At 53.8% G+C, this 22692-nt stretch carries 25 protein-coding genes; 16 read left to right on the top strand and 9 right to left on the bottom strand.

All coding sequences use genetic code 11. The features are described from left to right. Positions 1 to 44: 44 nt before the first annotated feature. Positions 45 to 614, bottom strand: a complete 570-nt coding sequence (locus tag PXG97_RS04680; RefSeq protein ID WP_276496556.1) for an HNH endonuclease — start codon at positions 612 to 614, stop codon at positions 45 to 47. Between the two features lie 257 nt (positions 615 to 871). Between PXG97_RS04680 and PXG97_RS04675 the strand changes: the two genes are divergently transcribed. From PXG97_RS04675 to PXG97_RS04665, 3 genes are all read left to right on the top strand, one after another. Beyond that, positions 872 to 1960: a ferredoxin--NADP reductase gene (locus PXG97_RS04675; protein WP_276496555.1), complete on the top strand. Its 1089-nt coding sequence runs from the start codon at positions 872 to 874 to the stop codon at positions 1958 to 1960. Positions 1961 to 2076: 116 nt separating this feature from the next. Continuing rightward, positions 2077 to 3810: a M3 family oligoendopeptidase gene (locus PXG97_RS04670; protein WP_276496554.1), complete on the top strand. Its 1734-nt coding sequence runs from the start codon at positions 2077 to 2079 to the stop codon at positions 3808 to 3810. Positions 3811 to 3918: 108 nt separating this feature from the next. Further along, positions 3919 to 4707 (top strand): copper resistance protein NlpE N-terminal domain-containing protein, encoded by a 789-nt coding sequence (locus PXG97_RS04665; RefSeq protein ID WP_276496553.1) that lies wholly within the window; start codon positions 3919 to 3921, stop codon positions 4705 to 4707. 69 nt (positions 4708 to 4776) lie between these two features. Here the strand turns inward: PXG97_RS04665 and paaD are convergent, their stop codons facing one another. The 5 genes from paaD to PXG97_RS04640 all read right to left on the bottom strand — a co-directional run bounded on the left by paaD (position 4777) and on the right by PXG97_RS04640 (position 8550). After that, positions 4777 to 5262: a 1,2-phenylacetyl-CoA epoxidase subunit PaaD gene (paaD, locus tag PXG97_RS04660; RefSeq protein ID WP_276496552.1), complete on the bottom strand. Its 486-nt coding sequence runs from the start codon at positions 5260 to 5262 to the stop codon at positions 4777 to 4779. A 113-nt stretch (positions 5263 to 5375) separates the two neighbouring features. Continuing rightward, positions 5376 to 6131: a 1,2-phenylacetyl-CoA epoxidase subunit PaaC gene (paaC, locus tag PXG97_RS04655; protein ID WP_276496551.1), complete on the bottom strand. Its 756-nt coding sequence runs from the start codon at positions 6129 to 6131 to the stop codon at positions 5376 to 5378. Continuing rightward, the gene (locus PXG97_RS04650) at positions 6131 to 6769 is read right to left on the bottom strand and encodes a phenylacetic acid degradation b (RefSeq protein WP_276496550.1); all 639 of its coding nucleotides are present in this window, start codon (positions 6767 to 6769) and stop codon (positions 6131 to 6133) included. The genes paaC and PXG97_RS04650 overlap by 1 nt, the downstream gene beginning before the upstream one ends. 106 nt (positions 6770 to 6875) lie before the next feature. Next, entirely contained in the window at positions 6876 to 7862 is a 987-nt protein-coding gene (paaA, locus tag PXG97_RS04645; protein WP_276496549.1) for a 1,2-phenylacetyl-CoA epoxidase subunit PaaA, read from the bottom strand. A gap of 67 nt (positions 7863 to 7929) precedes the next feature. Continuing rightward, positions 7930 to 8550 (bottom strand): TetR/AcrR family transcriptional regulator, encoded by a 621-nt coding sequence (locus PXG97_RS04640; protein ID WP_276496548.1) that lies wholly within the window; start codon positions 8548 to 8550, stop codon positions 7930 to 7932. A gap of 269 nt (positions 8551 to 8819) precedes the next feature. Between PXG97_RS04640 and PXG97_RS04635 the strand changes: the two genes are divergently transcribed. The 11 genes from PXG97_RS04635 (at position 8820) to PXG97_RS04585 (ending at position 17730) form a co-directional block, all read left to right on the top strand. Continuing rightward, positions 8820 to 9593 (top strand): enoyl-CoA hydratase/isomerase family protein, encoded by a 774-nt coding sequence (locus tag PXG97_RS04635; protein ID WP_420851755.1) that lies wholly within the window; start codon positions 8820 to 8822, stop codon positions 9591 to 9593. A 50-nt stretch (positions 9594 to 9643) separates the two neighbouring features. Further along, complete coding sequence (locus tag PXG97_RS04630) at positions 9644 to 10135, top strand: sterol desaturase family protein (protein WP_276496892.1); 492 nt, start codon at positions 9644 to 9646, stop codon at positions 10133 to 10135. After that, the gene (locus PXG97_RS04625) at positions 10116 to 10991 is read left to right on the top strand and encodes a MerR family transcriptional regulator (protein WP_276496546.1); all 876 of its coding nucleotides are present in this window, start codon (positions 10116 to 10118) and stop codon (positions 10989 to 10991) included. The genes PXG97_RS04630 and PXG97_RS04625 overlap by 20 nt, the downstream gene beginning before the upstream one ends. 248 nt (positions 10992 to 11239) lie before the next feature. Beyond that, positions 11240 to 11755 (top strand): RNA polymerase sigma factor, encoded by a 516-nt coding sequence (locus PXG97_RS04620; RefSeq protein WP_276496545.1) that lies wholly within the window; start codon positions 11240 to 11242, stop codon positions 11753 to 11755. 8 nt (positions 11756 to 11763) lie between these two features. Next, positions 11764 to 13260 (top strand): phytoene desaturase family protein, encoded by a 1497-nt coding sequence (locus tag PXG97_RS04615; protein ID WP_276496544.1) that lies wholly within the window; start codon positions 11764 to 11766, stop codon positions 13258 to 13260. Positions 13261 to 13281: 21 nt separating this feature from the next. Next, positions 13282 to 14118, top strand: a complete 837-nt coding sequence (locus PXG97_RS04610; protein WP_276496543.1) for a phytoene/squalene synthase family protein — start codon at positions 13282 to 13284, stop codon at positions 14116 to 14118. Next, positions 14119 to 14652 carry a tetratricopeptide repeat protein gene (locus PXG97_RS04605; protein ID WP_276496542.1) on the top strand — a complete coding sequence of 178 codons (534 nt, stop codon included), beginning with the start codon at positions 14119 to 14121 and terminating at the stop codon, positions 14650 to 14652. 114 nt (positions 14653 to 14766) lie between these two features. Continuing rightward, positions 14767 to 15465 carry a lycopene cyclase domain-containing protein gene (locus PXG97_RS04600; RefSeq protein ID WP_276496541.1) on the top strand — a complete coding sequence of 233 codons (699 nt, stop codon included), beginning with the start codon at positions 14767 to 14769 and terminating at the stop codon, positions 15463 to 15465. 5 nt (positions 15466 to 15470) lie between these two features. Then, positions 15471 to 16322, top strand: a complete 852-nt coding sequence (locus PXG97_RS04595) for a 4-hydroxy-3-methylbut-2-enyl diphosphate reductase (protein ID WP_276496540.1) — start codon at positions 15471 to 15473, stop codon at positions 16320 to 16322. 11 nt (positions 16323 to 16333) lie between these two features. Further along, entirely contained in the window at positions 16334 to 17026 is a 693-nt protein-coding gene (locus PXG97_RS04590; protein WP_276496539.1) for a fatty acid desaturase, read from the top strand. 104 nt (positions 17027 to 17130) lie between these two features. Further along, the gene (locus PXG97_RS04585; protein ID WP_276496538.1) at positions 17131 to 17730 is read left to right on the top strand and encodes a hypothetical protein; all 600 of its coding nucleotides are present in this window, start codon (positions 17131 to 17133) and stop codon (positions 17728 to 17730) included. Between the two features lie 74 nt (positions 17731 to 17804). Here PXG97_RS04585 and PXG97_RS04580 read toward each other — a convergent pair whose 3' ends face one another. From PXG97_RS04580 to PXG97_RS04570, 3 genes are all read right to left on the bottom strand, one after another. Beyond that, entirely contained in the window at positions 17805 to 18158 is a 354-nt protein-coding gene (locus tag PXG97_RS04580) for a heavy-metal-associated domain-containing protein (protein WP_276496537.1), read from the bottom strand. Positions 18159 to 18195: 37 nt separating this feature from the next. Continuing rightward, positions 18196 to 20418, bottom strand: coding sequence for a TonB-dependent receptor (locus PXG97_RS04575; protein WP_276496536.1), 2223 nt, complete (start codon positions 20416 to 20418; stop codon positions 18196 to 18198). A gap of 91 nt (positions 20419 to 20509) precedes the next feature. Then, positions 20510 to 20908 carry an HYC_CC_PP family protein gene (locus PXG97_RS04570; protein ID WP_276496535.1) on the bottom strand — a complete coding sequence of 133 codons (399 nt, stop codon included), beginning with the start codon at positions 20906 to 20908 and terminating at the stop codon, positions 20510 to 20512. A gap of 383 nt (positions 20909 to 21291) precedes the next feature. On the opposite strand from PXG97_RS04570, the gene mraZ reads away from it, so the two are divergent. Beyond that, the gene (mraZ, locus tag PXG97_RS04565; protein ID WP_276496534.1) at positions 21292 to 21759 is read left to right on the top strand and encodes a division/cell wall cluster transcriptional repressor MraZ; all 468 of its coding nucleotides are present in this window, start codon (positions 21292 to 21294) and stop codon (positions 21757 to 21759) included. Continuing rightward, entirely contained in the window at positions 21759 to 22679 is a 921-nt protein-coding gene (rsmH, locus tag PXG97_RS04560) for a 16S rRNA (cytosine(1402)-N(4))-methyltransferase RsmH (protein ID WP_276496533.1), read from the top strand. The genes mraZ and rsmH overlap by 1 nt, the downstream gene beginning before the upstream one ends. The last annotated feature ends 13 nt before the right edge of the window (positions 22680 to 22692 follow it).

Genomic DNA, 22692 nt, shown 5'->3' with positions numbered 1-22692 from the left:
ATGGGCAGGGTATGGCTAGCCCATTTGTGCAAGTTAAGCAGAAATTAGTTTAAAGGGGCAGTCTCCTCTTCTTCGAATACCTTGGAGAAGGTTTTAAGGCTTTTGGTCTTCCCGAAAAGCTCCTCGGATTTTTTGCTGTAGGCCAAGGCAGCCTCCTGCAGCGTTTCGAAGGTGCCCAGGTTGATGCGCTGCTTGTTATGGTGGATGATGGCGCGGTACTTTTGAGCCTCTTTGTGTACCCCTCGCACGCCAAGCTTGTTCTCCGTTTTGGTGGTGTTGCGGACGATCTTGCAGAGCGGCGCCCACTCCAGGTTCTCGCGGCGGCAGTCGAGCTTGTTGCCGTTCTTAAAGTGCACGTACAGCTTCAGGTCGCTTTCCGGCTTCTCCAGTAGCTGCTCCCCAATCATCTTGTGCAGGTAAATGGTCTCGTTGCGGTACTTGCCGTTCTTAAGCGGCCAGTTTTTCTGGAAGAAAGCGTAACCGTTAGAGTGGATGCGCAGGTGCTTCAGGAACTCAATTTGCTGCAGATATGCGTTGTTTTGAATGTAATCGTACGTAGTGTCGTCTACCACTACCGTTTTTTCACAGTTTTTAAGTGTTAGTTTGTACAGCATGTTGTTTTCACGTTAATGAGATAGCGTTCAATATAGAAGCATGGGTGCAGGTAGGAACCATAGCCATAGCAGCGTTCTGTAAAGTTCAGCTTTTTTTTAATATATTTTACAACTAATATTCAAAATTTTTATTGTGCGCCGGGGGCTGGCATCCTAAATTTTATACGATACTTTCTTAGAACAGGAGGGATTGTCGTAACTTTCAGCCACGAACACAGTTTTAGACCAAGACGAATCAGAGCAAAAGTATATAGAACATGAGTAGCCCTTACCTTAACCTAAAGGTTGTAGACATTACCCACGAAACGGCAGACGCCGCTACCATACATTTTGAACATCCTGAGAAACAAAAGATAGAGTACAAGCCGGGGCAGTTTCTGACGCTGATCCTGACGATTGATGGCAAGGAAATCCGCCGTTCTTACTCCCTTTGCAGCACTCCGCACGAGGCGCCGCGCCTGTCGGTGACGGTAAAGCGCGTGGAAGGCGGCCTGATGTCGAACTACCTGCTGGATAACCTGCAGGTGGGGCAAGAGGTGAAGGTGATGGAGCCGATCGGCAACTTCTGCCTTACCTGTGCCCCCGCCAACCAGCGGCAGGTGCTGCTCTTCGGCGCGGGCAGCGGCATCACCCCGCTTATGTCCATCCTGAAGGCAGTGCTGCACGAGGAGCCAAACAGCAAGGTAACGCTGCTTTACGGCAACCGCGACGAAGACTCTGTGATCTTTATGGAGCAGCTGCAGCAACTGGAGGCAGCGAACCCGGAGCGCCTGCACGTGGAGTACATTTACAGCCAGCCGCGCCAAGCCTGCGACCATCGGGGCCGCATGAACCAGAGCATGATCATCAAGATACTGGAGCGCCTGCAACTGGCCAAGATCAACGACGGCGTTTACTTTATGTGCGGCCCGGAGGGGATGATGGAGGAGGTGCGCCATGCGCTGGACGTGCTGCACGTGCCGGCGGATCGCATTTTCCGGGAGAGCTTTGTAAGCAATAAACTGCTGGATAAGCAGCAGCAGGAGGCGCAGCACGGGGCCGTGCTGTCGTCAGAAGACGATGGTGAAATCACGACCCAGACCGTGACGGTGATCTATGAGGGATCGGAGTACAGCTTTGTAGTGGAGCCGGACCAAACGATACTGGAGGCGGCACTGGAGCAGGATATTGACCTGCCTTACTCCTGCCAGGCTGGCCTATGCACCGCCTGCCGCGGCAAGTGCCTGAGCGGAAAGGTGCACCTGGATGAGCGCGAGGGTCTGTCTGATGCCGAAATGGAGGAGGGCTATACCCTGAATTGTGTAGGGCACCCGCTCACGCCAAACGTGGTCATCGAGATCGGATAAGCCGCAAAAAACGTATACAAGAGCAGTGCCGCAAGAAAACTCTTGCGGCACTGCTCTTTTTTTTGTACTTTCATAAGAAACACCTATATTGTACTTCTGAAATATACATTGCTATAATGACAATACAACAAACAACTAACCTGACGATTCCGGAACGGATGCCCCGCGCTTACCTGTCGGAGGACTTTAAGGTGGAGAACTGGGAAACCATAAAGCCATACTTTGAAGAGCTTAAAACCCGCCAGATCAACAGTGTGGAGGAGCTGGAGAAGTGGATGCGAGACCGCAGTGAGCTGGAGAGCGTGCTTTCTGAAGACCTTGGCTGGCGCTACATCCGCATGACCTGCGACACCCAAAACGAGGAAACCACGCAGGCATTCCAGTACTTCATCTCCGAGATAGAGCCCAACATCGCGCCGCTGGATCACGAGCTGAACCTGAAGCTGATGCACTCGCCCTACGTGAATGGGCTGGACAAGGAAAAGTATAAAATTTACCTGCGTGGCGTGGAGCGTGCGTTGGAAATTTTCCGGGAAGAGAACATTCCCCTGCAGACGGAGATCAGCACCAAGCAGCAACAGTACGCCGCCACGACCGGTGCCATGACCGTAACGCTGGATGGGGAGGAGATGACGCTGCAGCGTGCCGCTGACCGCCTGAAACGTACGGATAGAACCGTTCGGGAGGAGGCCTGGAGAGCCGTGCAGGAGCGCCGTTACCAGGATCGCGAGAAGTTAGATAACCTATTCGATGATTTGCTGAAGCTACGCCACCAGGTTGCCGTTAATGCCGATTTCGAAAACTTCCGCGACTACATGTTCGCCGCCATGGGCCGTTTTGACTATACGCCGCAGGACTGTTTCGACTTCCATACTTCCATCGAAGAGACCATTGTGCCGCTGCTCACCAAGATAGATGAGGAGCGCAAGCAGCAACTGGGACTGGAAGAACTACGCCCTTGGGACCTGGACGTGGACCCAACCGGCAGAAAGCCGCTGGAGCCCTTCAAGTCCGGCGATGAGCTGCTGGAGAAGACGGTGCAGGTGTTTTACAAGCTGGACACCTACCTGGGCGATTGCCTGGCCACCATGCGGGAGATGGGGCACCTGGACCTGGAGTCCAGAAAAGGAAAGGCGCCGGGCGGGTACAACTACCCGCTGGATGAGATCGGGGTGCCGTTTATCTTCATGAACGCCACTTCCAGCCTGCGCGATGTGATCACGATGCTGCACGAGGGGGGCCACGCCGTGCATTCCTTCCTGACCCGAGACCTATGGCTTAACTCCTTCAAGCACCCGCCGTCAGAGGTGGCAGAGCTGGCTTCTATGTCGATGGAACTGATCTCGATGGACTACTGGGACACCTTCTTTGAAGACGAGGACGAGCTGCGCCGTGCCAAGAAGACGCACCTGGAGAGCGTGCTCGAAACATTCCCGTGGGTAGCCACCGTGGATAAATTCCAGCATTGGATCTATGAGCACCCGGAGCAGACACAGGAGCAGCGCCACCAGGAATGGCTGCGCATTTTCGAGACCTTCAACCATAAATTGGTGAGCTGGCAAGGACTGGAGAATTATAAGCCGTTTATGTGGCAGAAGCAGCTGCACATATACGAAGTGCCATTCTACTACATTGAGTATGCCATGGCGCAACTTGGAGCTGTTGCCGTTTGGAAGAATTACAAGGAGAACCCTGCCGAAGGCCTGGCTGCCTACAAGCGCGCCCTAAGCTTGGGCTATACGGTTTCTATCGGCGAGGTGTACGAGGCGGCTGGCATCAAATTCGATTTCAGCACCGACTATATCAAGAGCCTGGTAGACTTTGTGCGGGCGGAGATGGCGCAGCTATAGTTTCGAGAGTATACCTGATTTAGAAAGAGCCTTGTTTGACAACAAGGCTCTTTTTGTTGGGATCCGGCTTCTGAGCAACTGCCTGTGCTGAGGAGCGTAATGTTTAGCATGATCAAAAGAAGTTGCTTTCTGTTTGCCGGGGCGTTGGTCCTCTGGCTGAGCGGTTGTACGACAGCCCCTGTTTCTGATGTGCCCACTGAGCCTGTGGATGTGGGTGTCCCCAAAATGCTACCGCCTGCCGCTGTTGTCGGGACCTGGCGCGGAGTGATACCCTGTGCGGATTGCCCGGGCATAAACTACAACCTAAGCCTTGGTGCAGACAACCGGTTTGAGGAAACACTGATTTACCAGGACCGCGACGTGCAGCCCTTTACCCGCACCGGCACATGGGGCGTGAAAGAGGGCCGGGTGGAGCTGCAGGCTGCTGAAAACGGGGCTACGCCGACGCTTTTTGAGCTGACCCAGGCGGGGGAACTGAACATGCTGGACCAGGACGGTAAGCCAATCACCACAGCGTTAGCGCCCATGTATCTTTTAAGAAGGGATACCGCGCTGATAGAAGACAACCCCTCGCTTTGGAATGAAAAGCGCAGGAGAGGGATTGACTTTGTAGCCACAGGCAACGAGCCTGGCTGGTCGCTGGAGATTGACCTGGAGCAAAGCATGACGTTTAGAACGTTGCCTTCTGAAAGTATAAGTATAGAGACCCCGGTGCCGGACCCTCTTCAGAGCGGGAACAAGACCGTGTACCGCGCCACAACCGAGGAGGGGGAGCTGCAGGTAGAGATTATGGAGCAACCATGCGAGGACACTATGTCCGGAAAGGTTTCCCCGTATTTGGTGCGGGTAAATGCAAAGGGAATCAGCTTTAAAGGCTGCGGAATGTACCTGCAGTAGAAGTGGGCTAGCTGTAAAGTATAAACCGGAAGCGCCAGCTATACTTAGCTGGCGCTTCCGGTTTATACTTTACAGTGGCTTGAACTGCTCAAACATCTGGCGGCAATCGTTGCAGTAGTGCATGGAGCGGCAGAGGGTTGGGCCAAACGGTGTTCTGAGCGTGGTGTTCTCACTGTCGCAGTAAGGACACTTTACGTGCTCTAGTATATCGAGGTCCAGGATGACATCATACTTGGGAGGCGGTGCCAGGCCAAACTCCTTTAGGTGTTGGCGGCCTTTCTCGCTGAGCTTGTTGCTGTCCCAGGGCTTGTCAAAGGTCATATTCACCGTGTGCTTGCTGATGCCGTGTTTGTCCAGCGTGCGCTCCACATCTTTTTTCATGTAGTCCATGGCAGGGCAACCGGCGAAGGTAGGCGTCATGTTCACGGTAACGTGCCCATCTTCAGCTACCTCCACACCCGTAATCACCCCAAGGTCCACCAGCGAGAGCACCGGTATCTCAGGGTCTTTCACCTCCTCTAGCAGGGTCAGTATGTGTTCTTTGGATAAGCTCATCTTGTCGTATCAAGTATCACGTAGCATGTAACAAGATTTTCTTTTATCACCGTAGACTCTATCGCAAGCATAAAGATCGTGCTACGTGATACGTGTGTCGTGCTACGTTAAAACTACCACTCAGCCGTCGGGTCAATCTTAAACACCTCGGCCATCTCATCCAGCAGCGGCTGCAGGTGCTCGGTATGTGTGCCGTAGCGGCCACCAAGTTTTGGATCTATACTTTCTAAATCGGGCAGCTTTAGGTCTGTTTTCTCCAGCACTGCCTGAATGCGCTTCAGCCACTCGGCTTTCACGGCCTCCTCGCCACCGTATACACCGGCACCAATCAGCTCCTGCTCATACTTCGACTGCTCAAACATGCCTAAGGCATAAGGCAGCGCCTCGTTCAGGGAAGCCTGCAGGCGTAGGATGGCTTCCTCGGTAGAGGTGCCCAGGTTCTTGATCCAGGTATTGGCATGCAGCACGTGGTATTTCACTTCGCCTTTCAGCTTCGTGGCCACTTTGGCTATTGGCTCGTAACTCGACTGTGCCAGCATCTCAAAGCGGATGATCTCGGCGTTGTCGTACAGGAAGTGACGGATCAAGCTGAAGTCGTATTCTCCGTTAGGCAACTCTACCAATTGGCTGTTGTGGAACTGATTGGCGTTGCGGGTAAAGGCCACGGTGTCTGGATCTGCCTCGCCCAGCTCCTGCAGCAACGTATAAAAGGCCAGGCTATGGCCAATCTTGTCCTGTGCCATAGACGAGAAAGCAATATCCTCTTCCAGTATCGGTCCGAAGCCCGTCCACTCAGAGTTGCGGTGGCCAAGTATAAGCTGGTCGTCAGCCAGTTTGTATAACAGGTCTTTAATCGCTAGCTCGTTCATTATGGGGCAGTTGTTGGTTTATTCTCTTCTTTATACTTCGTGATCTTGTCCATTACCTTGTAGGCAATAGCTTCGCGGTATTTTTTCTCAGGTATGGTGTTCCACATGTCCTTGTCTTCCTCCGCAGACTGCAGCACATCCTTCGATTTTACCACCCACACGTTCACGATAGGGCCTTTCTCACCGAATTGCTGCTTCGCTTCCTGCAGGGCTTCCAGGTATGACGTGGCCATCACCCGGCCCGCATGCGTGTGCGCTTTTCCGCGCTTCTTCAGGTGGAAGATCTCATAAGGCTCCGGTTGCTCGCTCCGTTCAGCTGGCTCTTCTACACGCAGCATGTCGTATACGTTCTCACTGTCGTTGCCATACGGCGTTACCTGGATGTTTTCGGTACGCACGATCCAGAGGCCAACACAAGGGAAGCGGCGGCTATACTGCTCTTTAGCAAACAAGAAAGCTACATCCTCGTTAGGGGCGTGCACCGGCCCTACGTACGTATGGGCCGCGCCTTCCTTCTTCTGGTGGAAGGCTTCATATGTTTCAAACTGATCCAGCTCCGGCTTCGGCTCCATGGCAGGAACCTCGCCTTCCGGTAAGTTCAGTCGGGTTACTCTCGGGTCAAGGGATTTCAGGCTCATAGTTTCTTAATTATGAATTAAAGATTAGAAATTAGAAATGGGTGTAAGAATCAAACTTTAACCCAAATCAATTTCTAATTCATAATTTCTAATTTTTAATTTGCCGTTAAGCAAGCGGCTTCACGTACTTTGCTTTCGGGTTGAGCAGGGCTCTGCGCACCCAGGCACCGCGCTCTTCGGCGGTGCGGCGCACGGCCAGACGCTCGGCGTTGCAAGGGCCGTCGCCGTTGATTACGCGCTTAAACTCATCCCAATCCGGCTCGGTGTATTCCCACTGGCCGGTTTCCTGATTCTTCCTCAATTTCGGGTCCGGCACCGTCAGGCCAAGCTCCCAAATCTTCGGCACGTACATGTCCAGGAACTGCTGGCGGCACTCATCGTTAGAGGCCATTTTCACTTTCCAGCGCATCAGCGTTTCGGTGTGCGTGCTCATTTTGTCAGAAGGGCCGAAGAAGGTCATGATCGGCGGCCACCAGCGGTTCAGGGCCGCCTGAATCATTTCGCGCTGCTTCGGTGAGCCTGTCGCCATGTGCACCACGGCGTCGTGGCCATACTTCAGGTGAAAGGCCTCCTCGGCGCAGATACGCTCCAGGGCGCGGGAGTATGGTCCGTAAGAGCCCTTGGCGTTGGCCATCTGGTTCACGATCGCACCCGCGTCAATCAGCCAGGAAATAATGTTGGAGTCTGCCCAGGTGAAGGCCGGGTAGTTGAACACGTTAGAGTACTTGGACTTGCCGTTGATCAGGTCGGTCAGCATTTGCTCGCGCGATTTGCCCAGAGTTTCGGCGGCGGAGTACAGCAGCTGTGCGTGCCCCACTTCGTCCTGCACTTTGGCCATCTGCGCCATTTTGCGGCGGAAGCCAGGGGCGCGCGTAATCCAGGTGCCTTCTGGCAGGGCGCCTATAATCTCAGAGTGGGCATGCTGCTCGATCATGCGGATGAGCTGCTTACGGTACAGCTCCGGCATCCAATCGTTCGGCTCTATCTTCTCGCCACGGGCGATGCGCGCCTCGAACTCGGCCAGCTTGGCAGGGTCCTCTGCCTGCAGGTCATCAAACTTGGTAGCCTCAAAAACGTTTCCTCCTCCGTACATAGTATTTATAGTTTTAAGGTTCAGTAAAAGGTGCCAGGCTGCGTTACCAGCCTGGCGGTTAGACAGTTTAGATTGTGTTAAGGTGAGAGTAAGTATCCTGTGTAGCCTGGTTGTTGGTGCGCAGGCCGTTAAGTAGCATCTCCGAAAGGTTCTCGGCAATCTCAGCCGGTGCCATTTTCCCCTCTGGTTTGTACCAGGTATGGATCCAGTTAAGCCCGGAAAGTATGGTCAGCACAGCAAACTTCTCATCAGGCACGGCAAACTCGCCGTTCGCTACTCCCGCACGGATGATGCTGCGGAAGCGCGCCTCGTACTTGTCGCGCAGCGACAGATAGGTACCAAGCATCGGCTCGCTCAGGTGGCGCCACTCATGCAGGAAAACCGCCGATGCTGCTGTGTTCTGCGTCAGCACCTGCACGTGGGCGGCAATGGCGCGTTTCAGCCTGGCGGTGGCCGGGCCTTCGGCGGCCTCGGCAGCGTCAATGGCCTCAAAAAACTCCTGGGCCATCCTAAAGCACACCCGCTGCAAAATCTCTTCCTTAGACTTGATGTGCGAGTAAATGCTGGCAGCCTCTATGCCCAGCGCATTGGCCAGATCGCGCATCGAGGTGGCAGAGTAACCCTTTGTTTTAAAGAGGGAGGTGGCCGTTTGCTCGATTTGCTCTTTTCTGCTCAATACTGCTTCCATACTTTTTTAACAAAAATATACAACCTAACGTTCGTTAGCAAATTTATTTTATAAACGTTTATACTTTTAGAAGGTTGGCAGTTTGAGCTGCGCAACAGGGCTTGGAAGCCTCCGCAGAAATTTTATACTTGTAGCGAAGCAAATGTGCGCTGCCGCTTAATTTGCGCAGCGTTGACGCCGTTGTTCCGTATATTGGAGCACGACACCCTTATTTACCTATAAAAAACCTAATCATGACTGATCTGACAAATACGGCCGAGAGCCTGACCATGGAGTTTGTGCACTATGAGGTGAAAGACCGGGTTGGCTACATTACACTGGCCCGTGCCGAGAAACGAAACGCCCTTAACTTTGAAGTGGTAACCGAGCTGAAGCGCGCCTTTGGCATGGCCGAGGAGGATGACACCTGCAAGGTGGTCGTGCTGCGCGCCGAAGGCAAGGTGTTTTGCGCCGGCGCCGACCTGGAGTATATCCAGCGCCTGCAGGAGAACGATTACCACGAGAACCTGCTCGACTCCACACACCTGATGGAGCTCTTCCGGATGATTTATACTTTGAAGAAGGTAGTGATTGCCCAGGTGCACGGCCACGCCATAGCGGGCGGCTGCGGCCTGGCCGCTATCTGCGACTTCGGCTTTACCGTGCCCGAGGCAAAGTTTGGCTACACCGAGGTGAAAATCGGCTTTATTCCTGCCATTGTAAAAGTGTTCCTGCTGCGCAAGATCGGGGAGGCCAGGGCCAAGCAACTGCTGCTGACCGGCGACCTGATCTCTGCGGACGAGGCGGAGAAGTATGGCCTGGTGAATTATGTGGTGCCGGTGGAGGAACTGGAGGAGCGTGTGTTTGCCTTTGCCCAAAAGCTGTGCACCGAGAACTCCAGGCAGAGCATGGAGGTGACCAAGGAGATGATTGCCCGCGTGCAGGGCATGACGCTGGAGGAAGGGCTGCAGTACGCCGCCGAGATGAACGCCGTGGCCCGGGGCAGCGAGGATTGCCAGCGCGGCATTGCCGCTTTTCTGAGCAAAGAGCCCATTAAGTGGTAAACTCCTGTTTAATATTTTAAACTATTCCTTAAACTTGCTGTTTTGTGGGTATGCTAACAGGCATCGGTATCATGCTTCTGACTTTTGTGGCAATGGAGGGTGTGGCCTGGCTCATGCACAAGTACGTGCTGCACGGGTTCCTCTGGTTTCTGCACAAGTCGCACCACAGGCCCCATAACCACGCCTTTGAACTAAATGACCTGTTTTTTGCCTACTACGGCGTGCTGGCGATGCTTTTTTTTATCTTCGGCACCGACCCAATAGACTACAGGTTCTGGATTGGGGCAGGTATCACCCTTTACGGCGTGGCTTACTTTCTGATCCATGATGTGTTCATCCACAGACGGATCAGGTTTTTCGGTAAAACGTCTAACATTTACCTGAAAGCCTTAAACATGGCGCACAAGGTGCACCACAAGGAGCAGGGCAAGCATGGAGCCGAGTCTTTTGGAATGCTGTGGGTGGCGCCGCGGTATTTCAGGTTGGCTTATACTATTGTAAAGAAACAGGAACAGGAGAAACGTGGCTCAGTACACTATTAAAGAACTCGAACATCTGTCAGGCATCAAGGCGCACACCATACGCATATGGGAGCAGCGCTACGGTATCCTGAATCCAAAGCGCACTGAGACGAACATCCGCTACTACGATGACGCAGACCTCAAGTCGCTGCTGAATATTTCGCTGCTCAACGAGCGGGGGTACAAAATATCCAAGATCGCGCAGATGGATAAAGAGCAGATTCTAGAGACAGTGCAGCAGCTGTGCGACCAGCCCTGCGCAGGGGCGCAGCTCGTAAGCGAACTGGTTTCGGCTATGGTAGACATGGACGAGTATAAGTTCGAGCGCGTGGTCTCTAAGGCGGCCCTGCAGCTGGGGTTCCAGGAAACGATGCAGGAGGTAATTTACCCGTTCCTCAATAAGATCGGTATTCTATGGCAGACCGGCAACATCACGCCGGCGCACGAGCACTTTGTGAGTAACCTGATCCGGCAGAAACTGCTGGTGGCCATAGACGGGCAAAACGCTCGCTGGAAAGAGGAGGACCCGGTGTATGTGCTGTACCTGCCCGAAGGCGAACTGCACGAACTGGCGCTCCTGTACATGAACTACATCCTGCGGGCGTATAACCAGCGGGTGGTGTACTTGGGCCAGCACCTTCCGTTTAAGGACCTGGAGCTGACGTATGAGCAGTTTAAGGCCCGGTACCTCTGCACGGTGCTTACCTCAGTACCGGAGCGGGAGCAGGTGCAGGCTTACCTGAACAAACTTTCCAGGCGCTTCCCCGATTGTACCATTTACGTGTATGGCTACCAAGTGCAGCACGACTTCCTTGTGCTCCCCGAGAATGTGGAGCGATTAAGCTGCATGAAAGAGCTGATTGCCAAATTAAAATAAAATTTTGCACCGCTTTAAATCCGGTCCGCTGTCTCTTCCGTTTATAAGGGGCGGCGGACCGGATTTTTTTGTGCCCTTCACGACAGCTCACTTTGTCGTTTGCACTGAGATTATGTACGTACACAGGTTGTGGGGGTTCTTTTGTCGAAATTGTTTAAGGCAACTTTAAAATAACTTACACAAATCTGTTTTTATTCCTGATCCTGTCGTATATTTGTTTATGGTTCAACCATAAAACTTTAAACAGAATGACAGCTCTGGAATTTAATACCCTCGTACAGAATGTAGCGCAGTCATTGCGGCCGGCCGCAATGAACCTGACCCGCGACTTGGACGACGCCAAGGACCTGGTGCAGGAAACCATGCTGAAAGCGCTGACGAACCGCGATAAATTTAAGGCAGGCACCAACCTGAAGGCGTGGCTGTACACAATCATGCGCAACACCTTCATCAACAACTATAACAAGGTAACCAAGCGCAGCAGCAATATCGACAGTTCGGAATACCTGCAGTACCTGAATACCGACGAGAACTTCGTGACGCAGAACAAAGGCACGGCTACTTTCGTCATGAATGATATCAACAAAGCAATAGCTAACCTTAACGAGGAGCACCGCACCCCTTTCATGATGTACTATGTGGGTTATAAGTACCTGGAGATCGCGGAGAAACTGCAGATCCCGATCGGTACGGTTAAGAACCGTATCCACATTGCGCGCAAGGAGCTGAAGAAGGTGCTTAAGGTTTATAAACAGGACGCTTAGCACAACGTATGGCTGCAGCACGAGTGATAGTAATAGGATCAGGCTTCTCCGGCCTTTCTGCAGCCACCACGTTGGCAGATAAAGGCTATGAGGTGACTGTGCTGGAGAAGAACAGCAGCCCCGGGGGGCGCGCGCGCAGCTTCACGGCAGAGGGTTTCACCTTCGACATGGGCCCCAGCTGGTACTGGATGCCTGATGTGTTTGAGGCTTACTTTAACCGTTTCGGCAAGTCCACCTCTGATTACTATGACCTGATTCGGCTAGACCCATCTTACACGGTGGTTTTCGGTGCCGATGATTTTATGGATATTCCAGCCCGGCTGCCGGAGCTGCAGGCGCTCTTCGAGAGCATGGAGCCGGGCAGTGCCAGGCAGCTGGACTTGTTTTTGGAGCAGGCGGCCTACAAGTATGAAGTGGGCATCAACCAACTGGTGTACAAGCCCGGTCGCTCCCTTACCGAGTTCATGAGCCCGCGCCTGCTGCTGGATGTGCTGCGCATGGATGTGTTTCAGTCGTTCCATAAGCACATCCGCCGCTTCTTCCGGCATGAGAAAATCATCAAGCTGATGGAGTTCCCGATCCTTTTCCTGGGTGCCTTGCCGCAGAACACACCGGCCCTGTACAGCCTGATGAACTATGCCGACATCAGCCTGGGTACCTGGTACCCAATGGGAGGCATGTATAAGATTGTGGAGGGGATGGTGCGGCTGGCTGAGGAGAAGGGCGTGAAGTTCCTGTACGACCAGGACGTGCAGCGTCTGGAGGTGCAGGAGGGGCGCGTGACGCAGGTGCTGACGGACAAGGAGCTATTTGAGGCGGAAGTCGTGGTGGCCAGCGCCGATTACCATCATGTGGAGAAGGAGCTGCTGCCGAAGGCCAGCCAGAGCTACTCCGACAGCTACTGGGAGTCGCGCGTAATGGCGCCCTCATCGTTGCTGTTTTACCTGGGCGTGAACAAGCGCCTGCAAAACCTGCAGCACCACAACCTGTTTTTCGACGAGGATTTTGGCCCGCATGCCCAGGAGATCTATACGCACCCGCAGTGGCCTAAGAAACCGCTGTTTTACGTGTCGGCCCCGTCGGTAACCGACCCGGGGGTGGCGCCGGAGGGCTGCGAGAACCTGTTTGTGCTTATACCCGTGGCGCCTGGCCTGCAGGATACCGAGGAGCTGCGCGAGCAGTACTTCAACCTGGTGATGGACCGCCTGGAACGCCTGACAAAGCAGGATATCCGAAGCCACATCATCTACAAGCGCAGCTATGCGCACCGCGACTTTATACAAGACTATAATGCTTTTAAAGGAAATGCCTATGGGTTAGCCAACACGCTGCTGCAGACAGCCATCCTGAAGCCAAGCCTGAAGAGCAGGAAAGTCAAGAACCTATACTATACCGGGCAGCTCACCGTGCCCGGGCCTGGCGTGCCGCCCTCGCTTATTTCGGGGCAGGTAGTGGCGAAGGAGATTGAGAAGGAGTTTTCACCGCCGGTTCCCGTAAATATTTAAGTATCCTAACCTCACCAGCGTATGGAGCAGCTTTTCGAAGATACCTGCATGCAGTGCAGCAAAGTGATTACACAGGCCTACAGCACCTCTTTCACGCTAGGCATCAAAACCATGGACAAGAAGTTCCACCTGCCTATTTATGCCATCTATGGTTTTGTGCGCTGCGCCGATGAGATCGTGGATACTTTCCACGAGCATGACAAGCGCAAGCTTTTGGCCGATTTCAGGAAACAAACCTACGAGGCCATAGAGCAGAAGCTGAGCCTGAACCCGGTGCTGCACGCCTTCCAGTGCGTGGTGAACAAGTATGGCATCAACAAAGAATACATCGAGGCCTTTCTGAAAAGCATGGAAATGGACCTGGAGGAGCATGTGTACGACCGGGCGCTCTACAACGAGTACATCTATGGTTCTGCGGAGGTGGTGGGGCTCATGTGCCTGAAGGTATTTTGCGAGGGCGACGAGGAGATGTTCAACAGGCTGGAGAAGCCGGCGCGCAGCCTGGGTGCGGCCTTTCAGAAAGTTAACTTCCTGCGCGACATGAAAAGCGATTTCGACGACCGTGGCCGCGTTTATTTCCCGAAGGTGGACTTCCGCATGTTCAGCAACGAATGCAAGGCAGAGATCGAGCAGGATATCCTCAAGGATTTTGAGGACGCATACGCCGGTATCATGGCGCTGCCAGGCTCGGTACGCATGGGGGTTTACCTGGCCTATGTGTATTACCGCAAACTTTTCCGCAAGATACAGGGCCTGCCGGCAACCCACATCCTGAAGGAGCGCGTAAGAGTACCTGATAACACTAAGTTGGCGTTGCTGCTTAGTTCCTACGTCAAGTACCGTTTTAATGCGATTTAAATGCTGAAAAGATTACCGTTTATACTTTTACTTTTTGTAATACAAGTAGGTCTGGCCGATAACAGTGCCCGCTACAACCTCTCTGGCCTGAGGGCAGAGTACCTGGAGGCAAGCAAGGACAAGGATGCCGCTGAGCGCTTCAACAAGAAAATGGCCCAGTACGAGGAAAGGGAGCCCGTGGTGCTGGCATACAAAGCTGCTTCGGAGGCCGTGATGGCCAAATACGTGTGGAACCCCTACAGCAAGCTGAAGCAGATCAAAACCGCTGCCGCAATTTTCGAAGAGGCCGTGGCGCTAGACCCGCAGCATCCGGAAATCCGTTTCCTGAGGTTTACCGTGGAGCATTACGTGCCCCGCTACCTCAACCTGAGCCCTAACCTGGAGCGTGACAAGAAAGTGATGATTCGCAGCCTGAAGGCGCACCCGGATTCGGGAGTGTCTACTGAGTTTGCCCGCACCATGCGCGATTTCCTGCTCACCAAGGACCATTGCACCGAGGCAGAGAAGAAAGTGCTGCGCAATATCAGGATCTAACCCTGGGGCAGTAGGGTGGAGGAGCGGTGAGCCAGGCAAGCAAAGGCAAAAGCATTTTGTCAAGACCACATTCAGTTTATACTTACTGTTAACCCCCACTTATACTTGCAAAGTATGTATCTCTACCTGTATCTGAACATCTTCACCATCCTGTTCCCCTTCCTGCTGTCATTCGACCGCAGGGTGACCTTCTATAAAAACTGGGGGGCGCTTTTTCCGGCCATACTACTAAACGGCTTGTTCTTTGTTGCGTGGGATGTCTGGTTTACCGAGGCCGGGGTGTGGGGCTTTAACGAGGAGTACCTGACAGGAATCTACCTGTTCAACCTGCCGCTGGAGGAGGTGCTGTTCTTCCTGACGGTGCCGTACGCTTGTGTGTTCATCTATGATGTGCTCAACGCCTACATCACCAAAGACCTGCTGCAGCCTTATGCTAAGGGAATAGCCTTGGGGCTGATGCTGGTGCTGCCGCTGATCGCTGTGTTCAACATGGCGCACCTTTATACTTCTATCACGTTCATGCTGCTCACGCTCCTGCACCTGGTGCACCTCAGGTTCTTTGGCACCCGCTACCTGGGGCGCTTTTACCTGGCTTACCTTGTGCACCTAGTCCCCTTCCTGCTCGTGAACGGCGTGCTGACGTATATGCCCATCGTGTGGTACAATGATGACTATAACCTGGGCCTGCGGATCGTCTCCATCCCCGTGGAAGATACTATGTACTCTATGCTGATGCTTTTGCTGACAATTTCTGTGTATGAGGGACTTAGACAGCGTAAAAGCGTTAAACAATATGACCCTGTAGCTGTATAGAGAGTATGAGCACCCTGCGCATAACCATAGACGACAACTCCGGCTTCTGCTTCGGGGTGGTGTACGCCATCCAGATGGCCGAGGATATCCTGGATGAGCGGGGGTACCTGTATTGCCTCGGCGATATCGTGCACAACGACGTGGAGGTGGAGCGACTGCAGCAGCGTGGCCTGCGCATCATCAACCACGAGCAGATGCGGGAGCTGCAAGGCGAGACCGTGCTGATACGCGCCCATGGCGAGCCCCCCGAAACATACCAAACAGCTCTTCAGAACAACCTGACGCTGGTTGATGCCTCCTGCCCGGTGGTGCTCAAGCTGCAGAACCGCATCAAAACCTCCTACGATAAAAACGACAAGATCTACATCTACGGCAAGCACGGGCACGCTGAGGTAATGGGCCTGCTGGGGCAGACAAGCAACCAAGCGGTGGTGTTTGAGAGCATGGAGGAGCTGCTGCAGCATGAGTTGCCGGGCAAGATCACGCTCTACAGCCAGACCACCAAAAGTACCAACAGTTTCTACCGTATAAAGAGCCACCTGGAGGAGAAGGGCTACGAGGTAGAGGCAAACGACACCATTTGCAGGCAAGTATCAAACCGGGATAAGGAATTGCGTAGCTTTGCGGCGAAGTTTGATAAAATAGTCTTTGTGTCCGGTACCAAGTCGAGCAACGGCAAGGTGCTCTACCAGGTGTGCAAAGACACGAACCCAGGCACATACTTTGTATCAAAGGTGGAGCAACTGCAGCCAGAGTGGTTCGCTGGTGGCGAAACGGTGGGAATTTGTGGGGCCACCTCCACGCCTATGTGGCTGATGGAGCAGGTCCGCGACGAGCTGCTGAAGTATGCCTACTAACAAGTCATCGAATGGCCATAGCAAGAAAGAGCGATTTCCGGGGCGTGTTGATAGCGGCAGTTATACTTGTCTGCTGGGCCGGGCTGCTAGGGTACCTGCTCCAGTCTTTCGCAGTAGATTTCTCCTCACCGTTAACTTACCTGTTCGTACTGCTGCAGACGCACCTGTACACGGGCCTTTTTATCACTGCCCACGATGCCATGCATGGCGTGGTGGCCCCGGGTAGGCCAAGGCTGAACAAGGCCATCGGCACGGTGACGGCGCTACTCTTTGCTTATAACTGGTATCCGCGCCTTTTGCCGCGCCACCACCAGCACCACCGCCACGTGGCCACCGACCAGGACCCCGATTACCACCATGGCTCGTTCTGGCCCTGGTACCTCAGTTTCCTGAGGCAGTACATCACCTGGTGGCAGCTGCTGCTCATGGCCATTACCTTTAACGTGCTCAAACTGTTTTTCCCGCTGGAGAATGTGGTGCTGTTCTGGATGCTGCCGGCCGTTCTGGCCACCTTCCAGCTTTTCTACTTCGGGACTTATTTGCCCCACCGCGGCGAGCACCCTGCAGATAACCCGCACAAATCCGGCACACAGGCCAAGAACCACCTGTGGGCCTTTGTGAGTTGTTACTTCTTCGGCTACCATTACGAGCACCACGACAAGCCATTCCTGCCGTGGTGGCAGCTTTACAAAACAAAATTGTAAAGTAAAAAAGTATAAGGATGTTGTGCCGCTTTTGCAACAGCGGTGGCAGGCGCCCCGTATGCGTAAGGGTTTATAGGTACCATTAACCCTTTGCCGTCCCCGCCATGAGATTTAGTTTAGCCTCTGTAGCCCTGGGTGCTGTGATCAGCATGCCTTTGTTGATACAGCCTTTCGCCGCAACTGCCCAGACGTTTGCCAATGGAGGCGCAGGAAAGGAGCCTGCCGCGTTAAAGGCAGGTGTTAACTTCGTGTGGCTCTCCGAAAACGACAGCCAGGGCTTGATGTTCAGCAACAACTTTAGCCATTACCTGGGCAAGCGTACCTCCCTGGGGTTGAATGTGGGCTTGCTGTCGGCCAAGCGCTACGACGACGCCAAGCAGATCTACACCATCCAAAATACGTTTATCATGGGCTCTGTGGATGCGGCGTTTGACGTGATGCAGGGTGAGGTCGTTACGTTTCGGCTAGGGGCGGGGCCGAGTGTCAGAAACCGCGCCGAAATCAACTCAGACCCGGAAGGGCAGGGCACCCAGGATGGCTCCGTGACACATATCAAAACGTCTGACTTTGGCTTCCATGGCTATCTGGAAAATGACTTCAGTATCCTGCGCAACGGCGTAGCCGGCGGCAGGATTTCCTACTTCCACTATACCGAGGGCACGCCCATACTTTCCATAGGACTGCACCTGGGCTTTAAGTTTTAACGAGGGTAGTCTAAAAAATATAAAAGAGAAGGGCGCCAGCAGTGGCGCCCTTCTCTTTTATACTTGGCAGGCTGCTAATGGTCGCCTGCTTCTTTCTTGCAGCAATCATCCAGGCGGTTGTAGGCACGCGCGTCCGCCGGGAGTTCGTTGGCGTCGTAGCCCGCCTTGGTAACGGCCTTCAGAATGTTGTCTGTGCTCGTCTTGCGGCTGTCGAACTCCACCGTCAGCACCTTCGACTTCACGTCCAAGTTAGAGGCCTTCACGCCCTTCTCATAGGCCATGGCCTTCTCCAGTGTTTTCTTGCACATGTCGCACACAGCCGAAGTCTTGATTTGTACCGTTTGGGTGCCTTTCTGGCTTTGCGCGTTCACGCCCATGCTTACAAGCGCCAGTACCATGGATAAGAATAGGATTTGCAGCTTTTTCATCTGTCTCTGTTTTATAGTATAAAGTTTAAGCAATTGGTTAATCGATTCTGAAACGTAATCCGGCGTATACCACCCGGCCTGTTATTGGCCCCCAAACCATGCTGGCATCAAAATTACTGCCAAAAGGCTCGCTGGCTCCCATAATTGGCTCCGGCTGACGGTAATTCAGCAGGTTTTCAGCGCCCAGGTATACTTCCCAGCGCTTAAAGGCGCGGGTAACCTGGGTGTTTACCGTGGCAAACCGCTTGGATGTATGCCCCTGCTGCTCCGCTTGCCGCGACACTGGTGCTAAAGGCATCAGGCCAAAGTATTGCGTGGTCAGGTCGGCGCGCCACTTGTCGAATGGAGTGGCAAAACCAAGGTTCACGAAGAAGCGGTGCTCCGGGATCATCGGCTTCTGCAGTAACTCACCTTTGTAGCTCGTTTTCACGTCGTAGTATTTATAGGCGGCCTTGGCATCCAGTCCTTTCAGCAGCTCATACTGCAGCTCCGCCTGGAAACTGTTGGAGTAGGAGCGGCCATCCAGGTTATAGAACAGCACCTGCCCCGGCTGGCTATACATATCGGCCACCACCTGGTTCATGAAGCTGGTATGGTAAAAATCGGTCACAAAGGCGCCTGGCCTGCCGCCCAGCTCAAAATAGTGGGTAAACGACCCGCCAATGTTCCAGGCCTCTTCCGGCTGCAGGTCCTCTTCTGCCACAAATGAGCGGGAGCTGACCAAGGCAGCCGTGTTCTCGGCCACTGGGTTGGCTACCCTAAAGCCCTTGCCCGTGGCCACACGCACGATCGTGTTGGGCGACAGGTCATACTTCAGGTTAAACCGTGGCGTGAACACCGTGCCGTAGAGGTTGTGGAAATCCACGCGTGCGCCGGCCACTACCGTTAGGTTGTCGGCGTTGTTATAGATGTACTCCCCAAAAGCGCCCGGCACCCGCTCGGTGCGGCTAAAGGCAGAGTCGGCCAGGCTTTCTGTGTAGCCTTCAAAGTTATAGCTAAGGCCGGTCTTATACGTGTGGCGGGTATCGCCAATAATAGACTGGAAGATGAGGCGGGCGTTGGCGCTGTTCTGTTCGCCGTCATATGCACGCAGTCCGTACTGCGAATCGAATTGATGGTGCGTGGCCGAGGTGATCAGGCCAATGCTCTGGTAAGGCTTACCCGGGAAAGTATAGGAGGTCTTGTTGTAGCCGGAAAGCCGGTCCACCTCCGATTCGGTGCCATAGTACGGCTGTTCCGCTGGCGATTTGTCCTCGTCATACTTCATCTGCCCGCCCACTTTTGCCTCGCGCAGCGCATTCAGCCCAAACTCAGACACCCAGGCACCGTGCTCATACTTCCATTTGTTGAACACGTTATACTGCGAGCCTAGCGAAAGGTCCATAAAGCCGTCGTCGTTGCGGTCCACGCGGTGGTGCAGCTGGTCGGTGTGCAGCATCAGCAGGGTGCTCCACTTTTTGCCCAGGCCAGTAGCCAGGTTCAGGTTAGCGTCATAGCGTCCGATGCTGTTGCCATACAGGTTAAGGTAGAGGCGCTCTGCCTTGGCCGGGTCGCGCAGTGCCACGTTCACCTGCCCCGAAATGGATTCATAGCCGTTGAGCACGGATCCCATGCCTTTGATGATGTCGATAGACTCGATAAAGGTGCCGGAGAGGTAGTTGAGGCGGAAAGGAGTAGCCAGTCCCCGCAGGGCGGGCACATTGTCGGTTGTCAGCAAGGTATAGGAGCCGTCCAGGCCCAGCATCTGGATTTGCTTGGCCCCTGATACGGCGTCCGTGGTGCTCACCTCCACCGAGGCATTGGTCTCAAAGCTTTCGGCCAGGTTGCAGCAAGCCGATTTTTCCAGGTCTCGGCTCGTAATGATCTCGGTCTGGGTAGAGGTGAGGGCGGAATGGCGCTCCACTTGCCCCTCTATCACCACCTCCTGCAGGCCGGTGGCCTGGCCAAGGGTAAGCACCACATTGCTTTTGCCCGCCACATCCACTGTGTCAGAAGTATAGCCGATGTAGCTGATGAGTACTTTGGGGATTTTGGCATCTGCCCAGGCAAGGGTAAAGGTTCCGGCGCCATCGGTGGCGGTGCCTTTGTCTGTGCCCAGCCATACGACGTTGGCTCCGATAAGGGGCTGGCCGGGGTTGGTTTTGTCTACCACTTTGCCCTGTAACTGCTGGGCAAAGGCTTGAGAGGAAAAACAAAGTATAAGAAGTGTGGCAAGCAGCGCAAAAGTATAGCTCCTGAGGTTGCCGTTGGTTTTAGTCATGATTTGGTCATCGTTTAGAAATTCAGAGATTGTTTGCGCGCGTATAGGCGCAGGCATGCCCGAAAAAGTATGGCAGGGGCTCTGAATTGGTCTAAACGATCAGGAGTTGCAGGAAATGGAGCAGATCTCGCCCATAAAGCGGCGGTGAGCTGTTGGTGTAGCGCAGCACGGCCTGCTGTGTCTGCTGGCTTGCCTGGTAAACCGCCACAAAGGGAGTGGGGGGCGTGAAAGCCAGTGCGGGTACCTGCAGGCTAAATTCTTTGGGCGTAGAGACCGGCTCTAGCTTATGGTAAGCCACGTGTTCTTCACAGCAGCTGGCCTTGCCGGTGTCGGGTAGATCAGACTTATCGCAGCATTGGTCTGCCACTGCGGTGGTAGACTGTATGCTGGCCAGTTGGCACAACTGCTGCGTTAAGGCCACACCAAAAGACCCCAGCAGAATGCTGAGTGCCAGCAGAAGAATTGCGCTATGCCTGAAGGTGTTTCTCACGCCACAAATATACGAAACCTTCTGCCACTTTGCTCCACCTTGGTTAAATCCCTTCCACTTTCTCCCTCTTCTGCCACTTCGCCCCACTTTAGCAGTGGATAAGTATAAAATATGGGCTATGTTTTATGTTAAGTATGTAATGTGTTGTTTATTAGCTAGTTGTGTTTTCGGTGTCTCGTATTTTAGGTAATTTGTTGTTTCGCTGCAAATTTAGTTATGCCCAAAATCAGGGGGCGGTGGTGTGGATAATGTGGATAAGTGGTGTGGATTACCATAATTTATCCACAAAGTGGTAAAAAGTGGTAGATTGTGGTTGCGATATTTTGCTGTTTGGCTACATTTGTATAGTCCAAAGTCTATACGGACCAAACCACCATAAGCCTATGAACTTCCTTTCTGGCGAATATGAGTGCAAGATCGATCCGAAGGGAAGGTTGGTTTTACCTGCAAAGATAAAATCCAACCTGCCGGAGGCGTCTGGCAATCATGTGGTGCTGATGAGGGGGTTTGAGCCTTGCCTGGTGCTGTACCCGAAGGCGGAGTGGAAGGTGATCTACGACAAGGTGGCCGGCCTGAACGAGTTCAACGAGGAGTACCGTCATTTCCAGCGGAACTTCTTCCGGGGCAACACCGAGATCGAGCTGGATGGTGCCGGGCGCTTCATCGTGCCGAAGACCATGGCGCGCTTCGCGGAGCTGGAGAAGGAGGCGATTGTGGTGGGGCTTGGCAACCGTGTGGAGATCTGGAACCCTGACAAGTATGAGGAGTTCCTGATCAAGGACCAGCAGAATTTCTCACAGCTTGCCCAGAAGTTTTTGGGTGATAAACCGGCAGAGGAGCAAAGTATATAATGGAGTATCATCGCCCAGTTTTACTGGAGGAGTCGGTAGCGGCGCTGGCCATAAAGCCGGATGGAATATATGTGGATGTGACGTTTGGGGGCGGAGGCCACTCGGCGCGCATCCTGAAAGAGCTTACAACAGGTAAGCTTTACAGTTTTGACCAGGATGCCGATGCCCAGGAGCAGTCGAAGGTGCTGGAGGGGCCGAACTTTCAGTTTGTGCGCGCCAACTTCCGCGACCTGAAAAAGTACCTGCGCCTGTACGGCGTAAAAAAGGTAGATGGGATTCTCGCTGACTTAGGGGTTTCCTCGCACCAGTTCGATGTGCCGGAGCGCGGCTTTTCCACCCGCTTCGACGGGCCGCTGGACATGCGCATGGACCCGGACGCAGGTATAACGGCCCAGGAGGTGCTGGAGACCTATTCAGAGGAGCAGTTGCATCGCATCTTCGGGATCTACGGAGAGGTGAAGAACGCCAAGACCCTGGCTCGAACGGTGGTGGAGAAGCGCAACCGGCAACCGCTGGAAACGATTGCGCAGTTTAAGCAGGCCATTGGTTCCTGCACCCCGAAAGGGAAGGAGAACAAGTACCTGGCACAGGTGTTCCAGGCGCTCCGGATTGAGGTGAACGATGAGATGAAGGCACTGGAGGAGCTGCTGGAGCAGGCGGCGGAGGTGCTGAAGCCCGGCGGAAGGCTCTCGGTGATCTCATATCACTCGCTGGAAGACCGGATGGTGAAGAATTTTATCGCCAAGGGGAAATTCTTCGGGGAGGTGGAGAAAGACCTCTTCGGAAACGAAATAAAGCCGCTGGAGGCCGTGCATCGGAAACCGATAACGCCGAAAGAGGAGGAGCTGCTGCAGAACAGCCGCTCCAGAAGTGCCAAGCTAAGGGTGGCTGAGAAGAAGGAGGAACGCGAAGGAAAGTAAAACAAACTATTAG

It is taken from the genome of Pontibacter litorisediminis (assembly GCF_029360645.1).
GTDB classification, from domain to species: Bacteria; Bacteroidota; Bacteroidia; order Cytophagales; family Hymenobacteraceae; genus Pontibacter; species Pontibacter litorisediminis.
The sequence above is the reverse complement of the archived record's forward strand: the minus strand, read 5'-3'. Positions and strand labels throughout refer to the sequence as shown.

Coding starts and splice junctions, on each gene's coding strand:
- paaC (WP_276496551.1), bottom strand. CDS start 6,131: ATGAACGAGCTAGCGATTAAAGACCTGTTATACAAACTGGCTGACGAC.
- PXG97_RS04585 (WP_276496538.1), top strand. CDS start 17,131: ATGAGATTTAGTTTAGCCTCTGTAGCCCTGGGTGCTGTGATCAGCATG.
- PXG97_RS04640 (WP_276496548.1), bottom strand. CDS start 8,550: ATGGAAGCAGTATTGAGCAGAAAAGAGCAAATCGAGCAAACGGCCACC.
- PXG97_RS04575 (WP_276496536.1), bottom strand. CDS start 20,418: ATGACTAAAACCAACGGCAACCTCAGGAGCTATACTTTTGCGCTGCTT.
- PXG97_RS04600 (WP_276496541.1), top strand. CDS start 14,767: ATGTATCTCTACCTGTATCTGAACATCTTCACCATCCTGTTCCCCTTC.
- PXG97_RS04665 (WP_276496553.1), top strand. CDS start 3,919: ATGATCAAAAGAAGTTGCTTTCTGTTTGCCGGGGCGTTGGTCCTCTGG.
- paaA (WP_276496549.1), bottom strand. CDS start 7,862: ATGTACGGAGGAGGAAACGTTTTTGAGGCTACCAAGTTTGATGACCTG.
- PXG97_RS04615 (WP_276496544.1), top strand. CDS start 11,764: ATGGCTGCAGCACGAGTGATAGTAATAGGATCAGGCTTCTCCGGCCTT.
- PXG97_RS04610 (WP_276496543.1), top strand. CDS start 13,282: ATGGAGCAGCTTTTCGAAGATACCTGCATGCAGTGCAGCAAAGTGATT.
- PXG97_RS04650 (WP_276496550.1), bottom strand. CDS start 6,769: ATGAGCCTGAAATCCCTTGACCCGAGAGTAACCCGACTGAACTTACCG.
- PXG97_RS04605 (WP_276496542.1), top strand. CDS start 14,119: ATGCTGAAAAGATTACCGTTTATACTTTTACTTTTTGTAATACAAGTA.
- PXG97_RS04580 (WP_276496537.1), bottom strand. CDS start 18,158: ATGAAAAAGCTGCAAATCCTATTCTTATCCATGGTACTGGCGCTTGTA.
- PXG97_RS04590 (WP_276496539.1), top strand. CDS start 16,334: ATGGCCATAGCAAGAAAGAGCGATTTCCGGGGCGTGTTGATAGCGGCA.
- PXG97_RS04680 (WP_276496556.1), bottom strand. CDS start 614: ATGCTGTACAAACTAACACTTAAAAACTGTGAAAAAACGGTAGTGGTA.
- rsmH (WP_276496533.1), top strand. CDS start 21,759: ATGGAGTATCATCGCCCAGTTTTACTGGAGGAGTCGGTAGCGGCGCTG.
- PXG97_RS04630 (WP_276496892.1), top strand. CDS start 9,644: ATGCTAACAGGCATCGGTATCATGCTTCTGACTTTTGTGGCAATGGAG.
- mraZ (WP_276496534.1), top strand. CDS start 21,292: ATGAACTTCCTTTCTGGCGAATATGAGTGCAAGATCGATCCGAAGGGA.
- paaD (WP_276496552.1), bottom strand. CDS start 5,262: ATGAGCTTATCCAAAGAACACATACTGACCCTGCTAGAGGAGGTGAAA.
- PXG97_RS04635 (WP_420851755.1), top strand. CDS start 8,820: ATGGAGTTTGTGCACTATGAGGTGAAAGACCGGGTTGGCTACATTACA.
- PXG97_RS04675 (WP_276496555.1), top strand. CDS start 872: ATGAGTAGCCCTTACCTTAACCTAAAGGTTGTAGACATTACCCACGAA.
- PXG97_RS04595 (WP_276496540.1), top strand. CDS start 15,471: ATGAGCACCCTGCGCATAACCATAGACGACAACTCCGGCTTCTGCTTC.
- PXG97_RS04620 (WP_276496545.1), top strand. CDS start 11,240: ATGACAGCTCTGGAATTTAATACCCTCGTACAGAATGTAGCGCAGTCA.
- PXG97_RS04670 (WP_276496554.1), top strand. CDS start 2,077: ATGACAATACAACAAACAACTAACCTGACGATTCCGGAACGGATGCCC.